We start from the raw sequence: 17711 nt of genomic DNA on the forward strand, positions 1-17711 counted from the left end.
TGCATCATCTGCTCCGATTCAGGCAACGTGTACATGACCATCAGTCATCACGGCATCGATCACCGGTTGCGTCCAGCGGCGTCCACCGCGCTGGAGTGCCAATGCGCTGCGCTGGTCACCGGTGGTCGGCTCCGCGAGCGCGGCGCGCAGATGCGCCGCCAGGTCGCCTTCCCAGATCGCTTCCAGCCCGCCCATGCGCAGATAGTTCTCCGGCCCCGGCGCGAACACTGGATTGCTCTGCGCAAGCTCGGTCAGGCGTTCTTCCGGCACTTTGGTGATGCGCGCCATCGCCGGCAAACCCATGACGCGGATAGTCGCATCGGGCAGGGCATAGCAGGCGTCGGCCATCAAGCCGCTGGTGATGAAACCGCCCGACAGCGCCTGGTCGTACACCAGGCCGATAATCTTGTGCCCCTTGCGGCGCGCCAGGTCCACGCATTTCCCGAGATGCGCCATGTAGCTGTTGATGCCCAACATCTCGTCGCGATGGCGCAGGCGCTGGCCCTGCGTATCGACCAGCATCAGTATCGGCATGCCGGGAAATTCACGCACCGTGCGCAGGATGGCCTTGGCCTGCGCCAGTGCGATCTCCACGCCGATTGGCGTGTGGCCGGTGGTGCCGATCACCGCCACCGCTTGCCCGTCCACCTGCGCGCTGCCGCACAGGAAGTCGTTCTGCTCGACGATGGCATGCCCTTGCGGGAACAGCGTGTCCGCCAGTTTTTTCCAGTTCACCTTAGGCTCCCATGCGGCGCTTGTCGGCCGCCGCGATAAAACTGTCTACATCCAGCATCGGAATATTGGCCGCATCCGGGATCTGCATCGCAGCCCAGATATCGACCGGATCGGTGAGGGCGCCGAAGCGGGCGATGCGCTCGTCCAGCATCTGCTGCTCGGCTTCCAGCGCTTCCAGCGTCAACTCCACTTGCGTGCCGGCCAGCGCGGCCAACGCGTCGCGCGCGGCTGCGCGGAAGGCGGCGATATCGTCGGCCACGATGCGTTGGCAATCGCCCATCAGATAGCGGTGCTTGCCGCCGCTGGTGCGCCACACCAGCGCGCGGTCGCGCGAATCGAATTCCTCGACGCCGCTGGCGGTCTCGATCACTTCCGGACCGGACATCGCCAGCCGGCCTTCCTCCGACATCACCACCACATTGGCGCAGCGCGAGACGATGCCCATGCCGCCAAAGGCGCCGTTCGAACCGCCCACCAGCACGACCACGGGGATGCCGGCGGCGCGCGTATCGAGCAATGCGCGCATCACTTCCGATACCGCGATCAGGCCGGCGTTGGCTTCGTGCAGGCGCACGCCGCCCGATTCCACCAGCAGCAGCACCGCCGTGACCTGGTCGCGCACCGCGCGCCGCAGCAGGCCGACCAGTTTGGCGCCGTGCACCTCGCCGACCGCACCGCCCATGAATCCACCTTCCTGCGCGGCCGTGTAGACGGTCACGCCGCCCAGCTTCGCGCGGCCTACCGCGACACCGTCGTCAAACGCCACCGGCGCGTTCAACTGGCCCAGGTGGGGGCTGACGATGCGCTCCGACGGCGGCAGGAATTCCTCAAAGCTGCCCGGGTCGAACAGCTGCTGCAACCGTTCTCGCGCGTTAGCTTCCTGATAGCTGGATGCTCGGCTCATCAGGATACTCCCAGCATGGTCTGCACTGCTTGGTCCATGCGCAGGCTGACGACGGCGGGTGTGGCGCCCATGTCGTTGATCGAGATGCGGGTGTCGGCCAGCAGCCAGCGCTGGTGGAAGTCGCGCATCACCGCCCCCCAGATCGGCCCGAAGCCGACGGCGGCGGTGGTGATCTCAATGGTGCAGGCGCCGGCCAGGTCGGCCGGTTCGATCAGCACTTCCAGGTTGCCGGAGCCGACCACGCCCACCACGTGCGGCGTCGCTTTCAAGCGCTGTGTGCCTTGTTCAAATCGGTAGTTCAGTGTTTCCATTGTCAGGCTCCTTACCAGTTGCGGAAACGCTTGGGCGGCTGGTACAAGCCACCCGATGCGCGCACCAGGTCTTTCATATTGCGGGCGGCCAGCAGGTCGCGCGTGGCCATGCGCTTGTCGATGCCGAGATCTTCCGCGCGTTGGATGATACCGCGATCGCGCAGGTTTTCCACCATCCGCTTGTCCCGCGCCAGGCCGACCGGCGTGTAGCCCGCCACGCCGCGTATCGCCTGCTCGCGTTCCTCGTCGGTGCGGCACATCAGCAGGTTGGCGATGCCTTCCTCGGTCAGGACGTGGCTGACGTCGTCGCCATAGATCATCACTGGCGGGATCGCCATCTTGGCTTGCGCCATCAGCTCCCATGCGTCGAGCTTCTCGACGAAGGCTGGCTGCATATGTTCACGGAAGGTCTCCACCATCTGCACCACCAGTTTCTGGCCGCGCGGGATGGTGTTGCGGCCTTCGCGCGCCTGCTGGCCCGCCTTCAGCCATGCCGGGCTGGCGTGGCGCCGTCCGCGCGCGTCGGCGCCCATGTTGGAGGCGCCGCCGAAGCCGGAAATGCGGCCGGCGGTGGCGGTCGACGAATTTCCCTGCAAGTCGATCTGCAGCGTCGAGCCGATGAACATGTCGCAGGCGTAGTGGCCGGCGGCCTGGCACAGGGCGCGATTGCTGCGCATGGTGCCGTCCGGGCCGACGGCGAAGACGTCCGGCCGCGCATGGATGTAGTCCTCCATGCCCAGCTCCGAGCCGAAGGAGTGCACCGACTGCACGAAGCCGGCTTCGATCGCCGGGATCAGCGCCGGATGCGGATTGAGCGCCCAATGCTTGCCGATCTTGCCGCGCAAGCCCAACGACTCGGCGTAGGTCGGCAGCAGCAGCTCGATGGCGGCGGTGTCGAAGCCGATGCCGTGGTTCAGGCGCTGCACGCCATACTCGGCGTAGATGCCTTTGATCGCCATCATCGCCATCAGCACCTGGATCTCGGAGATCTGTGCCGGATCGCGCGTGAACAGCGGCTCGATGTAATAGGGGCGCGGCGACTGCACGACGAAATCGACCCAGTCGCCCGGTATGTCCACGCGCGGCACGGTGTCGACGATGCGGTTGACCTGCACGATGACGATGCCTTGCTTGAACGCCGTCGCTTCGACGATGGCCGGCGTGTCCTCGGTGTTCGGGCCGGTGTACAGGTTGCCGTGGCGGTCCGCCGCTTCTGCCGCGACCAGGCAGACACGCGGCGGCAGGTCGATGAAGTAGCGGCTGAACAGCTCCAGATAGGTGTGGATCGCTCCGATATTGAGCTTGCCGGCGGAAGCCAGCCGCGCCACGCGCACCGCCTGCGGGCCGGAGAACGAGAAGTCCAGCTTCGAGGCGACGCCGCGCTCGAACACGTCCAGATGCTCCGGCAGCGCCAGCACCGATTGCAGCATGTGCAGGTTGTTGATGCGCTCCGGGTTCAGGTTGGCCAGCGCGTGGCCGAGGAAGTCGGCCTGCTTCTGGTTGTTCCCTTCGAGGCAGACGCGGTCGCCGCACTCCAGCACCGTGTGCAGCAGGTCGGCGATGCGGGCGGACGGCAGGGTTTTGCCGTCCAGTTCATTGCCCAATGCGGTGCGCGTCCGCTGCAGGCGCGCATCGCGGTTGTCCCGAAGGGTATTCCAGTTCATTTACTTTGCTCCCATGATCATGTCCGGCAGGCCGGTGGAAATAGACGGGAAGACGCACAACAGCAGCACCGCCACGAACATCAGGATCAGGAACGGGAACACGCCCCACACCACATCCTTGAGCGGGATGTCGGGCGCGATGTTCTTGATGACGAAGATGTTCAGGCCCACCGGCGGGTGGATCAGGCCCATCTCCATCACCACCGTCATGACGATGCCGAACCAGATCAGGTCAAAGCCGGCGGCTTTCAGCGGCGGCAGGATGATGGGCGCGGTCATCAGGATAATCGATACCGGCGGCAGGAAGAAGCCGAACACGATCACCATCAGCAGGATCACCGCCAGCAGCAGCCATTTCGACAGGTGCAGGCTGACCACCCACGCGGCGGCGGACTGGCTGATGTGCAAGTAGCTCATCACGTAAGAATAGAACAGCGACATACCGATGATCAGCAACAGCATCGTCGATTCCTTGATCGATGAGCTGAGGATGGGCGACAGATCCTTCGGACGCCACACGCCGTAGATCACGGCCAGCAGCACCAGCGCCAGCAGCGCGCCCAGGCCCGCCGTTTCGGACGGCGTGGCGAAACCGCCGTACAGCGCGACCATCACGCCGATCAGCAGGATGATGAAGGGCAGTACGCGCGGCAGCATTTCCACCTTTTGCGCCAGCGTGAAGTGCTCGTCTTCCAGGTAGGCCGACTTGGCGCCGCCTTGTTCATAGATGACCAGCGCGGCCTTGTATTCCTTGTGCGCGCGGTAGACGGCGTAGCCGGCAAACAGCAGCACCAGCAGCACGCCGGGGCCGATCCCGGCCAGGAACAGACGGCCCAGCGACTGCTCGGCGGCGACCGCGTACAGGATCATGGTGATCGACGGCGGCAGCAAAATGCCCAGCGTGCCGCCGGCGGCGATGATGCCGGCCGCGAAACCGGGCGAGTAGCCGCGACGGCGCATCTCGGGAATACCTGCCGAACCGATGGCCGAGCAGGTGGCGGGCGACGAACCGGCCATCGCCGCGAACAGCGCGCAGGCGAAGACGTTGGCGATACCCAGGCCGCCTGGGATCTTGTGCATCCATGTGTGTATCGCTGAATACAGGTCCTTGCCGGCCGGGGATTTGCCGATGGCCGCGCCCTTCAGGATGAACAGGGGGATGGACAGCAGCGTGATCGACGCCATTTCCTCGTACACGTTCTGGGTGATCGTGTCGAGCGAGGAGGCCGGCATGCAGAAGTACATGAAGCCTGTGGCCACCACGCCCAACGCGAAGGCGATCGGCATGCCGGAGAACATCACCACCAGGGTAACGGCGCCGTACAAGGCGCCAAGAGTCAGGTCGCTCATGCCGCGCGCTCCGTTTTGTTACTAGGTTTGTCAGTGAGGCGCGCCAGCGTTTGCAGCACGATTTGCAGCGTGAGGATGCTCATCCCGGCGGCCATCATGGCGTAGGGTATCCACAGCGGCGGCGCGAAGGTGGAGGAGGTGGTCTGGCCATCGACCCAGGCTTCGTGGAACAGGGTCCACGATTTCCACGAGAAGAAGGCGCAGAACAGCGCCGACACCAGGTCCACCATGAACAGCCGCGCCGCATTCACGCGCGGCGGCAGCAGCGATGCCAGCGCCTCGATGCCGATATGGCCGCGATGCGATTGCACGTAGGCGGTGCAGAAGAAGGTCACGCCGACCAGCATGAACACCGACGCTTCATCCTGCCAGTCGGTAGGTGCATGGAAGAAGTAGCGCGACACCACCGAGTAGGTGAGCACGAACGCCGTCAGCACCAGCGCCACCATGGACACCATCATCAGCGCGTGATTGAGTTTGCCCAGCAGTGCGGTCGCCATCGCGACGATGGCGTTGTCCGGCGGCGCCGCGGCGCGCGGCGGCTCCAGCTCTATGCCGTGGCTCATAGCGTTTTCTCTGCCAGTTTCAGCAGCTTGGCGCAGTTTTCATTGCGTTCGCCGTAGTCCTTCCATGCGGTGGTGCGGGCGATGGCCTGCCATTTTTTCAGCGCGGCCGGATTCAGGTCCACCACCTTGGCCTTGGCTTTGGCGTAGACGTCGGCCACTGCCTGGTCGTCGGCCTTGGCGGAACTCAGCGCAAAGGTCTCCATCTCGGCGCCGACGGCCATGATGGTGGCCTGCTGTTCTTTCGTCAGGCGGTCGAAGATGGCCTTGGACATCATCAGCGGCTCGAACATGAACCAGTAGGCGCCCGCGCGGCCGGTGGTCAGCGCCTTCGACACTTCCTCCAGGCGGAACGAGATCAGCGAGGTCGAAGAGGTCAGCGCCGCTTCCATCGCGCCGGTCTGCATGGCGGCGTAGATTTCGTTGGACGGCAGCGACACCACGGCGGCGCCAGCGGCCTTGAGGATCAGGTCCATCTCGCGCGAGCCGCCGCGTATCTTCATGCCCTTGGCATCGTCCGGATCGATCACCGGTTTGGTGCGCGAGGCCACGCCGCCGGCCTGCCAGATCCAGCTAATCAGCACGATGCCCTTTTCGTTCAGGATGCGGCTCAATTCCTTGCCCACTTCGGCGTTCTTCCAGCCGTAGGCCTGCTCGTAGGAGGTCACCAGGCCGGGCATCAGGCCGATGTTCACTTCCGGGACTTCGCCGCCCGCATACGACAGCGGCACCAGCGACATGTCCAGCGCGCCCTTGCGCATGGCCGAGAACTGGGCGTTGGTCTTCATCAGCGAGGAACCCGGATAGATCTCGAATTTGAGGCTGCCCTTGCTGCGCTTTTCCACCTCGGCCGCGAACATGCGGGTCAGGCGGTCGCGGAAGTCGCCCTCGGTGACCGTCCCTCCGGGGAATTGGTGCGAAATCTTGAGGGTGGTGTTCTGCGCCCATGCCGGTTGCAGCAACAGCGGGCTGGCGGCCAGGGCGGCCAGTACGGACCTGCGGGTGATTACGCTCATGATTCCTCCAAGGTGGGTCAAATATGCAACGTTCTTTTTTGTGTATACAAGAATATCTCGTTGGAATACATTGTCAAGCTAAATTCACTGCTTATAATGAAGCTTGTTATACACGAGCTGTAAACCACAAGGCCGCAAAAACACCATGACTACCCATTCCGCCACGCTGCGCGAACAAATAGAAGAGATGATCGCCGTCGGCGAGCTCAAGCCGGGGCAGCACCTGGACGAGACCGAGCTGGCCACGCGCTTTGGCGTCTCGCGCACGCCGGTGCGGGAAACGCTGATCCAGCTGGCGTCGATGGGACTGGTGGTGATACGCCCACGGCGCGGCGCCATCGTCGCGGAGCTGGGGCCGCAGCAGCTGGTGGAGATGTTCGAGGTGATGTCGGAACTGGAGGCGACCTGCGGCCGCCTGGCGGCGCGGCGCATGACGCCCGAGGAGCAGCAGGCCCTGTTGGCGGCGCACCAGGCCTGCCAGGATGCGCGCGATGCGCAGGAGCCGGACGTCTACTACTACAAGAACGAGTTATTCCACGAGGCGATCTACGCCGGCAGCCATAACCAGTTCCTGATCGAGCAGACGCGCAATCTGTATCGGCGCCTGCGGCCTTATCGCCGCTTGCAGCTGCGGGTGCGTGATCGGCTGGCCACGTCCTACCACGAGCATGACGGCGTGGTGCAGGCCATCGTCGATGGCGACGGCGACCTGGCGGCGCGCCTGCTGCGCGAGCATGTGATGATACAGGGGCAGCGGTTTTCGGATTTGATGGCGTCGCTGCCGCGGCTGCGGCAGGACGCGGCTTAGCGTTTCAGGCTGCGGCGCCGCGCACGATGCGCACCGGCTTGGCCGCGTTGGGCGCGGCCTGCGGCAGCATGTCTTGCAGGGTTTGTTTATCCAGCACGGCCAGGAAGGCCTTGGTGGCGTCGTTCAGCGTGTGCTTCAGCGCGCAGTTGGGCGTCAGCGGGCAGGTGTCGGTTGCGCGGTCGAAGCATTCGGCCATGAAGAAGTCGGTCTCCGTCATCCGCACCAGCGCGCCGATGTTGATGTCCTTCGGTTCTTTTGCCAGGCGCAGGCCGCCGTTGCGGCCCCGTACCGTCTCCACCAATCCCGACTGCCCCAGCTGATAGACCACCTTCATCAGGTGGTTCTTCGAGATCGAGTGCATGTCGGCGATATCCTGGATCGTGACCAGCCGGTCCCGGTGGGCGCTCAGGTACAGCAAGGTCCGCAGGGAATAATCGGTGAAGGAGGTGAGGCGCATGGCTGGCTCGGGATCGTGACAATACAATCCACTATTCTACATGCTGATTAAGCTTTACTCCATTTGCACGAGAATGTCGCGGACGCGCAGCAGCGCGATGTCGATATCCAGCGTCTCGATGCCGCCGTAGCCGAGGAACAGCCCGGCCTTGGGCGGCGTCGACGTGTAGAAGTTCGACAGCGGATAGAGGCCGACGTCGGCGCGCCGCGCCAGCCGCAGCAGCAGGTCCAGGTCGAGCGTTTTTTTGCAGAGCGCCGCCAGGTGGAAGCCGGCGCTGGCCGGCACCAGCTCGAACCAGGGCGACAGCACATCGGCAAACAGCGTTTGCAGGCGCTCGCGCCGCGTCGCGTAGATGGCGCCGCAGCGGCGGATGTGGCGCGACAGGTAGCCGTCGGCGATGAACTTGGCCAGCGCGTGCTGGCTGGCGGTGGCGGTATGCCAGTCGTTGAGGTGCTTGACGGTGAGGGCGGCGTTCAGTATCGCCTCCGGCAGCACCGCGTAGCCCAGCCGCAGTTCCGGCAGCATCACCTTGGAGAAGCTGCCGACGAAGGCCACCACGCCGTGACGGTCCATGCTTTGCAGCGAATCGGTGGGGCGGCCGTCGTAGCGGAACTCGCTGTCGTAGTCGTCTTCGATGATGATCGCGCCGATCTCCAGCGCGCGCGCCAGCAGCGCCTCGCGGCGCGCCACGCTCATCTGCATCCCCAGCGGGAACTGGTGGGCTGGCGTGGTGTAGATCAGCCGCGTGCCTTGCGGGATCTGGTCGACCAGCATGCCTTCCCGGTCGACGCCGATGCCGACCACCTTCGCGCCCTGGCTGGTGAACAGCATGCGCGCCGCCGGATAGCCCGGTTCCTCGACGGCGACCACGCAGCCCGGTTCCAGCAGCACGCGGCCGAGCAGGTCCAGCGCTTGCTGTGCGCCGTTGGTGACGACCACGTTGTTGGCGGTGCAGACCACGCCGCGCGCAAAGGCCGCATGGTGGGCGATGGCGGCGCGCAGTTCGGCGATGCCTTCCGGCTGACGGTACATGCCGCTGCCCTTGATGTCCTGGCGCAGGCCGTGCAGCATGCAGCGGCGCCACTCGTCGATCGGGAACAGCGAGGGCGTGACGCAGCCGCCGACGAACTCATAGCGGGAGCGGCCTTCCGGGAAGGGGATGCGCAGCGGTGTGTGCATGGCGTCCCACTTGGCGACGATGGCGGCGCTGGCCAGGTTGTTGGCGAGCTGGCGGCGCGGCTTGGCCTCGGCCGGCGCGCTGACGAAGCTGCCCTTGCCGACCTGGCCCAGCACCAGCCGCTCCTGCGTCAGGCGGGTGTAGACATCGGAGACGGTCTTGCGGGACAGGCCGAGCTGCTCGGCCAGCAGACGGGAAGGCGGCAGCTGCTGGCCGTCGGCCAGCCGTCCGCTGCGGATCGCGTCGCTCAGCTGGCGGTACAGCTGCCCGCCCAGGTCCTTCTTGCCTTCGATGACGATGTGCAGTTCCATGGTTAGTGCGTGACGGGTTTTCCGGTTTGCGCCAACAGCCAGGCGATCACGCTGACGACCAGGCTGGCGAGCACGCCCCACGCCAGTTTCAGCGCGCTGTCGAACAGCAGCGGCGCCACCAGGCCGGACACCAGCGCAAACAGTAGCATCTGGATGAACGACTGCATCGACGACGCCAGCCCGCTGTTGTTCGGGAAGTACTCCAGCGCGATCAGCGACAGGGGCGTCATCGCCAGCGCCAGGCCGAAGGAGTAGATAAACAGCGGCGCCACGGCGTAAGGCACGGCCGCGACAAAGGCGCTGTTGTAGGCGACGTTGATGATGCCGGCGGCGATCATGATGGCGAAGCCTATCCACACCTGCGCGTTGCGCGAGAACTTGTTGGCGAACTTACCCGACAGCGCCGAGCCGACCACCATGCCGCTGATCAGCGGCACGAACATCCAGGCGAACGCCGTCTCCGGCAGGTGCAGGATGTTCATCACGAAGTAGGCGGCCGAGCCGATATACAGCGCCACGCCCGCAAAGCTCATGCCGACCGCGATCGACAGCAGCAGGAACTGGTGGTGGCACAGCACCTTCCAGTAATTGCCGGCGATGACGCCAAGATGGAAGGGGTGGCGGTCCTTGAGGGGCAGGCTTTCCGGCAGCGCGCTTTGCACGGCGATGAACATCAGGACGCCGAAGGCGCTGAGGAACCAGAAGATAGAGCGCCAGCCGAAACTCACCTGCAACCAGCCGCCCAGCACCGGCGCGATGGCGGGCGCCAGGCCGAATACCATCATGATATGAGCCAGGATCTTCTGCGCGGCGGCGCCGGAGAAGCGGTCCTGCACGATGGCGCGGCCGACCACCGAGCCGGCGCCGGCTGCCAGGCCCTGCACGATGCGGCAGGCCAGCAGCACGCCGATGGACGGCGCCATCGCGCCGATGATGGAGGCGGCGATGTAGGCCACCAGCGATACCAGGATCACCGGGCGGCGGCCGAAGGAATCGGACAGCGTGCCGTAGAACAGCATCATGAAGGCAAAGCAGAACAGGAACATGCTCAACGTCTGCTGGATCAGCATCGGACTGGCGTCGAAGGTCTGGGCGATCGCCGGGAACGACGGCAGGTAGGTGTCGATGGCCAGCGGCCCGACCATGGAAAGGCCGGCCAGCAGCAGTGTCAGCAAAATATTCATTTAAGGCGTATTGTTCAGTGGACCGAGCATTTTACGCGATATGCAGTCATCGCATATCCAAGGCGAAAATCATTCCTTCGCTTTAGGTATGCGGCTGATTATGCTGCCAGCATGGGTAATGTTGCCCGCGTTTTTATAATTCGAGACATTATGACTATCGATACCTATGATGGAACCGGCGTCAAGCCGTCGCACTGGAACCTGGATCACGTGATCGAGCAGCTGCGTGTGTCGCGCGAGGCCACGCACAACATCCGCCATCACGGCAAGGTGCGGGAGTTGCCGTCGCGCGAGGCGCTGACGATCATCGTCAACGGCCTGTCCGCGGTGCTGTTCCCCACGCATTACGGGCGGCCCAACCTGACCGACGAGAGCATCGACTACTTCGTCGGCGACACGCTCAACACCACCCTGAACCGCCTGACGGAACAGGTCCGGCGCGGCCTGCAGTTCTCGCTGGAGGACGCCACGCCCGATGAAGAGGCGCTGACCCGCCAGGCCCACGCCATCACGCGCGAATTCGCGGCCGGCCTGCCGGGCATACGCGGACTGCTGGTGTCCGACGTGCAGGCGGCGTTTTCCGGCGATCCGGCGGCGACGTCGGTGGCCGAGATCATGCTGTGCTATCCGGGCACGATCGCCATCCTGTACTACCGGCTGGCGCATAGCCTGCATCGACTGGGTTCGCCGTTCCTGGCGCGGCTAATTTCGGACATCGGCCATTCGCTGACCGGGATCGACATCCATCCCGGTGCGCAGATCGGCGGCAGCTTCTTCATCGACCACGGCACCGGCGTGGTGATCGGCGAGACGGCGATCCTCGGCCAGCGCGTGCGCCTGTACCAGCATGTGACCCTGGGCGCCAAGCGCTTCCCTGCGGACGAGAAGGGCACCCTGATCAAGGGCGTGCCGCGCCATCCGGTGGTCGAGGACGACGTGGTGATCTACGCCGGCGCCACTATCCTGGGCCGCATCACCATCGGCGCGGGTTCCACCATCGGCGGTAATGTATGGCTCACCCAAAGCGTTCCGGCGGGGAGCAATGTGTCGCAAGCGCAGATGCGCAACGATTAGGGTATGCTTTTGGCTTGAATTTGCATGGAGTTTTGAATGACTGATCAATTGAAGTATGTACCGCCGAAAGTCTGGGTAGCTGAAGCGCCTTCGGGCGGCACCTTTGCGAGCATCAACCGCCCGGTCGCGGGGGCCACCCATGAGAAGGAACTGCCGGTCGGGCAGCATCCCTTGCAGCTCTATTCATTGGGCACGCCGAACGGCGTAAAGGTGACCATCCTGCTGGAGGAGTTGCTGGCTCTTGGGCATTCCGGCGCTGAATATGACGCCTGGCTCATACGCATCAACGAAGGTGAGCAGTTCTCCAGCGGCTTCGTCGACATCAATCCCAACTCGAAGATACCCGCGCTGGTGGACCGAAGCGGCGCCCAGCCCTTGCGCGTGTTCGAATCCGGCTCGATCCTGGTGTACCTGGCTGAGAAGTTCGGCGCCTTCTTGCCGAAGGAATTGGCGGCACGCACCGAGACGCTGAACTGGCTATTCTGGCAGATGGGTTCCGCGCCATTCCTGGGCGGAGGCTTCGGCCATTTCTACGCCTACGCGCCGGAAAAGCTGGAGTACCCGATCAACCGCTATGCGATGGAGGTCAAGCGCCAGCTCGACGTGCTCGATCGCCAACTGGCCGATCACCGCTACGTCGCGGGCGATGACTACACCATCGCCGACATGGCGATCTGGCCGTGGTACGGCGTTCTGGTACTCGGTAAAATTTACGGCGCCGGCGAATTCCTGTCGGTGCACGAGTACAAAAACGTCAAGCGCTGGGCCGACGACATCGCCGCGCGTCCGGCAGTGATCCGTGGCCGCAAGGTCAACCGGACCTTCGGCGAACCGGAAGAGCAGGTGCCTGAGCGGCACACTGCTTCCGATCTGGACTAAGTATCACTTGCCCGGCTTGCCCGCGCCGCTAGCTTCCAGCGCCAGCTGGTCTTCGGTCTTCGAGTAGTCGGGGAAGTACTTGTTGGTCACGGCCAGGAACTCGCGCGAACGGTAGGCCGCCGCGAGATCCTTGGCGAACTGCTTGTCCTTGTCGGCCGCGCGGATTGCCACCAGGTTGATATAGTTGGACGAGATCTTCTCGGTCAGCAGTGCCTCTTTCAGCTTCATGCCCGACGCCAGCGCGTAGTTCCCGTTGACGAAGGAGTAGTCGGTGTCCTGCAAGGAGCGCGGCAGCTGCGCCGCGTCCAGCGAGATCAGCTTGAGTTTCTTGACGTTGACGGCGATATCCTTCTCCGACGCCTTCACCGGGTCGAACTTGTCGCGCAGCTTGATCCAGCCCAGTTGATCCAGCAGCACCAGCGCGCGCGCCTGGTTGGTTGGATCGTTAGGCATGGCGACGGTGCCGCCTTCCTTCACTTCGGCCAGCGTCTTGTGCTTCTTGCTGTAGATGGCGATCGGCGCAGTCGGGATCTTCACCAGGTCGGCCAGCGGCAGTTTGTTCTTGGCAGCGAATTCATTCAGGTAGACGATGTGCTGGAACACGTTGGCGTCCAGCGAGCCTTCAGCCAGCGCGAAGTTGGGCTGGATGTAGTCGTTGAATTCCACCAGCTTGATCTTGTAACCCTGCTTTTCCAGGATAGGCTTGATGCCCAGCTTGATCTGGTCCGCATACGGGCCGGCGCTGGTGCCGATCACGATTTCTTTCGGGTCCTTGGCGTAGCTTGGCGCGGCGATGCCGAGGGCGATGGTCAGTGCTGCGAGCAGCAGGTTGCGGCGAGGTGCGTTCATGTTGGTTTCCTTAATTAGCGTTTGTCGAGGCGTTTGGCGATGCGGTTGCCGGTGAACTGGATCAGCTGCACCATGGCGATCAGGATGGCGACGGTGGCGACCATGATGTCGGTCTCGAAGCGGTAGTAGCCGTAGCGGATGGCGAGGTCGCCAATGCCGCCGCCGCCCACCACGCCGGCCACGGCGGAATAAGACAGGAAGCTGATCGACAGCACGGTCAGCGCCAGCACCAGGCCGGAACGGGCCTCCACCAGCAGCACCTTCAATACGATCTGCATTTCCGAGGCGCCCATCGCGTGGGCCGCTTCGATCACGCCGCGCGGCACTTCACGCAGGTTCTGTTCGACCATGCGGGCGAAGTAGGGCACGGCGGCGAAGGACAGCGGCACAGCGGCGGCCAGCGGCCCGATCGAGGTGCCGGCGATGATGCGCGTGAACGGCACCAGCGCCACCAGCAAAATGATGAAGGGGAAGGATCGCACCGTGTTCACCAGCCAGCCCAGTACCAGTGAGGCCGGGCGGTTTTGCAGCGACTGTCCGTCGGCCACCAGGAACAGCAGGATGCCGAGCGGGCCGCCGATCAGCACTGCGGCGGTCAGGCCGATGCCGAGCATGGTCAGCGTCTGCCCGAGGGCGGTCCACATCTCCGGCAGCATGGCGATGATGGCGTCGAGCGAGGCGAGATATTCAGACATAGGCTGCCTCCGTGTTGGCGTTGTTGATGTTGGCGAGCGCGTTGGCGGCGCCGTGCTGCGCCAGCTCTCTGCCCAGCGCGGTCTTGCGCGGCTCGGCCACGCTGGCGGCGTCGTCCAGCGCGAATTGTTCGGCGATCGCGCCGTCTTCGATGACGGCCACGCGGTTGCAGATCTCGCCCAGCACCGACAGCTCATGGCTGACGATCACGATGGTCACGTTCAGGCGGCGGTTGATGTCGAGCAGCGTGGCGAGCAGCGCGCGCGTGGTCTCGGCATCGAGCGCGGAAGTAGGTTCGTCGCACAGCAGCACGGCCGGGCCGCTGGCCAGTGCGCGGGCGATGGCGACGCGCTGCTTCTGGCCGCCCGACAGCTGCGCCGGATAGCTGGCCGTCTTGCCGCTCAACTCCACCAGCTCCAGGCAATCGTTGACGCGGGCGGTGATCTGCGCCGGCGTCATGCCGCCGTGGATGCGCAGCGGGAAGGCGACGTTGTCGAACACCGTGGCGTTTTGCAGCAGGTTGAATTGTTGGAAAATCATGCCGATATTGCGGCGGGCGTCGCGCAGGTCGCGCTTGGACAGCGCGGTCAATTCGCGGCCGTCGACGAATACGCGGCCGCTGTCGGGCTGCTCCAGCAGGTTAAACAGGCGCAGCAAGGTCGATTTGCCGGCGCCGCTTTTGCCGATCAGGCCGAAGATGTCGCCTTTGTTCACTTCCAGGGTAACGTCGCGTACTGCGTGGAACGCGCCGCCGTCCGGCAGCGCAAAGGTTTTACTCGCATGATCGATGCGAATCAGTGGTGTAGTCATCAGAAATAGGGGTTGGTGCCGGCTGTAAGGTTCCGGTACGCGAAGTATCGCATCCGCTGCTCATGCGGCAAACGAAGTTTTTCCCCTTTCTATATTCCAAAAAATTATAAAGAGGAAAATGCATATCAAAACGTAAAACTATTCGTTTTGATTTGATTGCTGCGGAATTAATCTGGTTGTCATGAACAACACGGGGAGCAGCAATGAGCGTACTTTTGATCGGCGGCAGTCCCGCACTCCCTTCAAGCACCGGCCGTTTGCTGGAGCACCTGGGCCAGAAGCTGGCCATCTACGGCCTTCGGCACGGCACTCTGCAAGTGCGCGACCTGCCGGCGCGGGCGCTGCTGCATGCCGATACCTCGGACCTGGCGATCAAGCGCGCGCTGGCCGCGGTGGCCAACGCCGACGCCATCGTCATCGCCACGCCGGTGTACAAGGCCTCGTTCACCGGCATTCTCAAAGCTTTTCTCGACCTGCTGCCACAGGATGGCCTGGCGGGCAAACTGGTGCTGCCATTGGCCACCGGCGGCAGCCAGTCGCACATGCTGGCGCTGGACTATGCGCTGCGGCCGGTGCTGCATGCGCTTGAAGCGCGCCATGTGCTGGCCAGTATCTACGCCACTTCGCAGCAGCTGGCCTGGAGCGACGACGGCGGCTTGACGCTGGACCCGGCCGTGGCCTGGCGCGTGGACGCCGGCGTGGAGGATCTGGCGACCGGCCTGCAAGCACTGGCCGGCCGCACCGAAGAAGTGTACGTGGCGCCGCTGCAGCCGGTACGCCTGGCACGTTGATCACTAAAAAAGGAAAACCATGAGCATCGAACAAAAACGCGCGGCACGCCGTCACACACTGGGCCTGCTGTTTGCGGCGGGCGTCTTCGCAGCCGGTGCACCATCGGCCGCCAACGCACAGGCCAAGCAGGAAGTCCGCATCGGCTACCAGAAATATGGCACGCTGACTTTGCTGAAAGGACGCGGCACGCTGGAGCAGCGCCTCGCCGCCAAAAACGTCACCGTCAAATGGACCGAGTTCCCGGCTGGCCCGGTGCTGCTGGAGGGGCTGAATGTCGGCAGCATCGATTTCGGCACCGTCGGCGAAGCGCCGCCCATCTTTGCGCAGGCTGCGGGCGCCAACCTGGTTTATATCGGCAATGAACCGCCGTCGCCCTCCAGCGAGGCGATCGTGGTGCCCAAGGATTCGAAGATCCGCAGCCTGGCGGACCTGAAGGGCAAGAAGGTGGTGCTGAATAAAGGCTCCAATGTGCACTACCTGCTGGTCAAGGCGCTGGAGAAGGCCGGCCTGGCATACAAGGACATCGAAGCGATCTACCTGCCGCCGGCCGATGCGCGCGCGGCGTTCGAACGTGGCAGCGTGGACGCTTGGGTGATCTGGGATCCGTTCCTGGCCGCCGCCGAGAAGCAGCTGGGCGCGCGCGTGCTGGCCGACGGCAAAGGCCTGGTCGCCAATCACCAGTTCTACCTGGCCTCGCGCAGCTATGCGGAGAAGAACCCGGAGATCGTCCGCATCGTGCTCGATGAAATCGCCAAAGTGGACGCGTGGGGTGAGAAGAACCAGAAGGAAGTCGCCGTTATCCTGGCCGCGCAGACCGGTTTGGCCGTGGACGTGGTGGCGCTGGCCGCCACGCGCTATGCCTACGGCGTCAAGCCGATCAACGCCGCCGTGATCGAACAGCAGCAAAAAGTGGCGGACGCCTTCTCCAACCTGAAGCTGATCCCGAAAGCCATCGTGGTCAAGGAAGCACTCTAAGGAAGCCATCATGTCCCTGAATATTTTCTGGTTCATCCCTACGCACGGCGACAGCCGCTATCTCGGCACCTCCAAGGGCGCGCGCCCGGTCGATGCCGATTACCTGAAGCAGTGCGCAGTCGCCGCCGACACGCTGGGCTACGACGGCGTGCTGCTGCCGACCGGCCGCTCCTGCGAGGACGCCTGGGTGGTCGCCTCGTCGCTGATCGGCGCGACGCAGAAGCTCAAGTTCCTGGTGGCGATCCGTCCGGGCCTGACCACGCCGGGACTGGCGGTGCGCATGGCCGCGACGTTCGACCGTTTGTCCAACGGCCGCCTGCTGATCAACGTCGTCACCGGCGGCGACCAGGGCGAGCTGGAAGCGGACGGCCTGTTCGCCGACCACGCCAAGCGCTACGAGATATCGGATGAATTCATCCGCGTGTGGCGCGCCTCGTTGTCGGGCGAGGGCGGTGAGGCTGGCTATGATTTCGAGGGCAAGCATATCAAGGTCAGGGGCGCGAAGACGTTGTATCCGGCGGTGCAGAAGCCATATCCGCCGCTGTACTTCGGCGGCTCGTCGGAACCGGCGCATGCGCTGGCGGCCGAGCAGATGGACGTCTACCTGACCTGGGGCGAACCGCCGGCCGCCGTGGCCGAGAAGATCGCCGACATCCGCGCCCGCGCCGCCGCGCATGGCCGCGCCGTGAAGTTCGGCATACGTCTTCACGTGATCGTCCGCGAGACCAATGAGGCGGCGTGGCGCGCGGCCGATGAGTTGATCAGCCATCTGGACGACGACATCATCGCCAAGGCGCAGGCGGCGTTCGGCAAGATGGATTCGGTGGGCCAGCAGCGCATGGCCGCGCTGCACGGCGGCCGCCGCGACCAGCTGGAAGTGTCGCCCAACCTGTGGGCGGGCGTGGGCCTGGTGCGGGGCGGCGCCGGCACCGCATTGGTGGGCGATCCGCAGACGGTGGTGGCGCGCATCCAGGAGTACGCGGACCTGGGCATCGAGACCTTCATCTTCTCCGGCTATCCGCACCTGGAGGAATCGTACCGCTTCGCCGAGCTGGTGTTCCCGCTGCTGGGCAAGGGCAGGGCTGCCGGCGAGCAGTCGCTGAGCGGTCCGTTCGGCGAAGTGATGGCGAGTGACATCCTGCCGAAGAAGGCGGCCTGA

General features: G+C 64.3%; 19 protein-coding genes. 6 read left to right on the forward strand and 13 right to left on the reverse strand.

The window, feature by feature from the left end; genetic code table 11:
• Nucleotides 1-18 precede the first annotated feature (18 nt).
• Genes mdcE through dctP form a run of 7 tightly spaced genes read right to left on the reverse strand, consistent with a single transcriptional unit; the run spans nucleotide 19 to nucleotide 6543 of the window.
• Nucleotides 19-735: a biotin-independent malonate decarboxylase subunit gamma gene (mdcE, locus tag D0T21_RS03770; protein ID WP_116988482.1), complete on the reverse strand. Its 717-nt coding sequence runs from the start codon at nucleotides 733-735 to the stop codon at nucleotides 19-21.
• A gap of 1 nt (nucleotide 736) precedes the next feature.
• Nucleotides 737-1639: a biotin-independent malonate decarboxylase subunit beta gene (locus tag D0T21_RS03775; protein ID WP_116988483.1), complete on the reverse strand. Its 903-nt coding sequence runs from the start codon at nucleotides 1637-1639 to the stop codon at nucleotides 737-739.
• On the reverse strand, nucleotides 1639-1950 hold the full coding sequence (gene mdcC, locus D0T21_RS03780; protein ID WP_116988484.1) for a malonate decarboxylase acyl carrier protein: 312 nt from the start codon (nucleotides 1948-1950) through the stop codon (nucleotides 1639-1641). Before mdcC ends, D0T21_RS03775 begins: the two co-directional genes overlap by 1 nt.
• Before the next feature lie 11 nt (nucleotides 1951-1961).
• Entirely contained in the window at nucleotides 1962-3614 is a 1653-nt protein-coding gene (gene mdcA, locus D0T21_RS03785) for a malonate decarboxylase subunit alpha (protein ID WP_116988485.1), read from the reverse strand.
• The gene (locus tag D0T21_RS03790) at nucleotides 3615-4964 is read right to left on the reverse strand and encodes a TRAP transporter large permease (protein ID WP_116988486.1); all 1350 of its coding nucleotides are present in this window, start codon (nucleotides 4962-4964) and stop codon (nucleotides 3615-3617) included. It lies immediately after the preceding gene.
• Nucleotides 4961-5530, reverse strand: a complete 570-nt coding sequence (locus D0T21_RS03795; protein ID WP_116988487.1) for a TRAP transporter small permease — start codon at nucleotides 5528-5530, stop codon at nucleotides 4961-4963. Before D0T21_RS03795 ends, D0T21_RS03790 begins: the two co-directional genes overlap by 4 nt.
• Complete coding sequence (gene dctP / locus D0T21_RS03800) at nucleotides 5527-6543, reverse strand: TRAP transporter substrate-binding protein DctP (RefSeq protein WP_116988488.1); 1017 nt, start codon at nucleotides 6541-6543, stop codon at nucleotides 5527-5529. Before dctP ends, D0T21_RS03795 begins: the two co-directional genes overlap by 4 nt.
• 145 nt (nucleotides 6544-6688) lie before the next feature.
• Here dctP and D0T21_RS03805 point away from each other — a divergent pair, with 145 nt between their 5' ends.
• On the forward strand, nucleotides 6689-7351 hold the full coding sequence (locus D0T21_RS03805; protein ID WP_116988489.1) for a GntR family transcriptional regulator: 663 nt from the start codon (nucleotides 6689-6691) through the stop codon (nucleotides 7349-7351).
• Between the two features lie 4 nt (nucleotides 7352-7355).
• Here the strand turns inward: D0T21_RS03805 and D0T21_RS03810 are convergent, their stop codons facing one another.
• The 3 genes from D0T21_RS03810 to D0T21_RS03820 are packed head-to-tail and all read right to left on the reverse strand — an operon-like array spanning nucleotide 7356 to nucleotide 10480.
• Complete coding sequence (locus D0T21_RS03810) at nucleotides 7356-7808, reverse strand: Rrf2 family transcriptional regulator (protein ID WP_116988490.1); 453 nt, start codon at nucleotides 7806-7808, stop codon at nucleotides 7356-7358.
• A gap of 54 nt (nucleotides 7809-7862) precedes the next feature.
• Nucleotides 7863-9296 carry a PLP-dependent aminotransferase family protein gene (locus D0T21_RS03815; protein WP_116988491.1) on the reverse strand — a complete coding sequence of 478 codons (1434 nt, stop codon included), beginning with the start codon at nucleotides 9294-9296 and terminating at the stop codon, nucleotides 7863-7865.
• A 2-nt stretch (nucleotides 9297-9298) separates the two neighbouring features.
• Entirely contained in the window at nucleotides 9299-10480 is a 1182-nt protein-coding gene (locus tag D0T21_RS03820; RefSeq protein ID WP_116988492.1) for a multidrug effflux MFS transporter, read from the reverse strand.
• Between the two features lie 150 nt (nucleotides 10481-10630).
• Here D0T21_RS03820 and epsC point away from each other — a divergent pair, with 150 nt between their 5' ends.
• Nucleotides 10631-11554: a serine O-acetyltransferase EpsC gene (gene epsC, locus D0T21_RS03825; RefSeq protein WP_116988493.1), complete on the forward strand. Its 924-nt coding sequence runs from the start codon at nucleotides 10631-10633 to the stop codon at nucleotides 11552-11554.
• Nucleotides 11555-11590: 36 nt separating this feature from the next.
• Entirely contained in the window at nucleotides 11591-12433 is an 843-nt protein-coding gene (gene yghU / locus D0T21_RS03830; RefSeq protein ID WP_116988494.1) for a glutathione-dependent disulfide-bond oxidoreductase, read from the forward strand.
• Nucleotides 12434-12436: 3 nt separating this feature from the next.
• On the opposite strand, the gene D0T21_RS03835 is transcribed toward yghU, so the two are convergent.
• Genes D0T21_RS03835 through D0T21_RS03845 form a run of 3 tightly spaced genes read right to left on the reverse strand, consistent with a single transcriptional unit; the run spans nucleotide 12437 to nucleotide 14785 of the window.
• Nucleotides 12437-13282, reverse strand: a complete 846-nt coding sequence (locus D0T21_RS03835) for a MetQ/NlpA family ABC transporter substrate-binding protein (protein ID WP_116988495.1) — start codon at nucleotides 13280-13282, stop codon at nucleotides 12437-12439.
• Between the two features lie 14 nt (nucleotides 13283-13296).
• Nucleotides 13297-13977 (reverse strand): methionine ABC transporter permease, encoded by a 681-nt coding sequence (locus D0T21_RS03840; protein WP_116988496.1) that lies wholly within the window; start codon nucleotides 13975-13977, stop codon nucleotides 13297-13299.
• A complete protein-coding gene (locus tag D0T21_RS03845) occupies nucleotides 13970-14785 on the reverse strand; it encodes a methionine ABC transporter ATP-binding protein (RefSeq protein ID WP_116988497.1) in 816 nt (271 codons plus the stop codon). The genes D0T21_RS03840 and D0T21_RS03845 overlap by 8 nt, the downstream gene beginning before the upstream one ends.
• Nucleotides 14786-14988: 203 nt before the next feature.
• Here D0T21_RS03845 and ssuE point away from each other — a divergent pair, with 203 nt between their 5' ends.
• The 3 genes from ssuE to ssuD are packed head-to-tail and all read left to right on the forward strand — an operon-like array spanning nucleotide 14989 to nucleotide 17711.
• Nucleotides 14989-15576 carry an NADPH-dependent FMN reductase gene (gene ssuE / locus D0T21_RS03850; protein ID WP_116988498.1) on the forward strand — a complete coding sequence of 196 codons (588 nt, stop codon included), beginning with the start codon at nucleotides 14989-14991 and terminating at the stop codon, nucleotides 15574-15576.
• Between the two features lie 19 nt (nucleotides 15577-15595).
• Nucleotides 15596-16552, forward strand: a complete 957-nt coding sequence (locus tag D0T21_RS03855) for a sulfonate ABC transporter substrate-binding protein (RefSeq protein ID WP_116988499.1) — start codon at nucleotides 15596-15598, stop codon at nucleotides 16550-16552.
• Between the two features lie 16 nt (nucleotides 16553-16568).
• Nucleotides 16569-17711: an FMNH2-dependent alkanesulfonate monooxygenase gene (ssuD, locus tag D0T21_RS03860; protein WP_199538424.1), complete on the forward strand. Its 1143-nt coding sequence runs from the start codon at nucleotides 16569-16571 to the stop codon at nucleotides 17709-17711.

The organism is Duganella sp. BJB476 (genome assembly GCF_003416895.1).
In the GTDB taxonomy this organism is placed as follows: Bacteria; Pseudomonadota; Gammaproteobacteria; order Burkholderiales; family Burkholderiaceae_D; genus Rugamonas.

What these genes read in the sequence shown, in the direction of transcription:
- D0T21_RS03775 (WP_116988483.1), bottom strand. Translation starts at nt 1,639, where the DNA reads ATGAGCCGAGCATCCAGCTATCAGGAAGCTAACGCGCGAGAACGGTTG.
- mdcC (WP_116988484.1), bottom strand. Translation starts at nt 1,950, where the DNA reads ATGGAAACACTGAACTACCGATTTGAACAAGGCACACAGCGCTTGAAA.
- mdcA (WP_116988485.1), bottom strand. Translation starts at nt 3,614, where the DNA reads ATGAACTGGAATACCCTTCGGGACAACCGCGATGCGCGCCTGCAGCGG.
- D0T21_RS03790 (WP_116988486.1), bottom strand. Translation starts at nt 4,964, where the DNA reads ATGAGCGACCTGACTCTTGGCGCCTTGTACGGCGCCGTTACCCTGGTG.
- D0T21_RS03795 (WP_116988487.1), bottom strand. Translation starts at nt 5,530, where the DNA reads ATGAGCCACGGCATAGAGCTGGAGCCGCCGCGCGCCGCGGCGCCGCCG.
- dctP (WP_116988488.1), bottom strand. Translation starts at nt 6,543, where the DNA reads ATGAGCGTAATCACCCGCAGGTCCGTACTGGCCGCCCTGGCCGCCAGC.
- D0T21_RS03805 (WP_116988489.1), top strand. Translation starts at nt 6,689, where the DNA reads ATGACTACCCATTCCGCCACGCTGCGCGAACAAATAGAAGAGATGATC.
- D0T21_RS03810 (WP_116988490.1), bottom strand. Translation starts at nt 7,808, where the DNA reads ATGCGCCTCACCTCCTTCACCGATTATTCCCTGCGGACCTTGCTGTAC.
- D0T21_RS03815 (WP_116988491.1), bottom strand. Translation starts at nt 9,296, where the DNA reads ATGGAACTGCACATCGTCATCGAAGGCAAGAAGGACCTGGGCGGGCAG.
- D0T21_RS03820 (WP_116988492.1), bottom strand. Translation starts at nt 10,480, where the DNA reads ATGAATATTTTGCTGACACTGCTGCTGGCCGGCCTTTCCATGGTCGGG.
- epsC (WP_116988493.1), top strand. Translation starts at nt 10,631, where the DNA reads ATGACTATCGATACCTATGATGGAACCGGCGTCAAGCCGTCGCACTGG.
- yghU (WP_116988494.1), top strand. Translation starts at nt 11,591, where the DNA reads ATGACTGATCAATTGAAGTATGTACCGCCGAAAGTCTGGGTAGCTGAA.
- D0T21_RS03835 (WP_116988495.1), bottom strand. Translation starts at nt 13,282, where the DNA reads ATGAACGCACCTCGCCGCAACCTGCTGCTCGCAGCACTGACCATCGCC.
- D0T21_RS03840 (WP_116988496.1), bottom strand. Translation starts at nt 13,977, where the DNA reads ATGTCTGAATATCTCGCCTCGCTCGACGCCATCATCGCCATGCTGCCG.
- D0T21_RS03845 (WP_116988497.1), bottom strand. Translation starts at nt 14,785, where the DNA reads ATGACTACACCACTGATTCGCATCGATCATGCGAGTAAAACCTTTGCG.
- ssuE (WP_116988498.1), top strand. Translation starts at nt 14,989, where the DNA reads ATGAGCGTACTTTTGATCGGCGGCAGTCCCGCACTCCCTTCAAGCACC.
- D0T21_RS03855 (WP_116988499.1), top strand. Translation starts at nt 15,596, where the DNA reads ATGAGCATCGAACAAAAACGCGCGGCACGCCGTCACACACTGGGCCTG.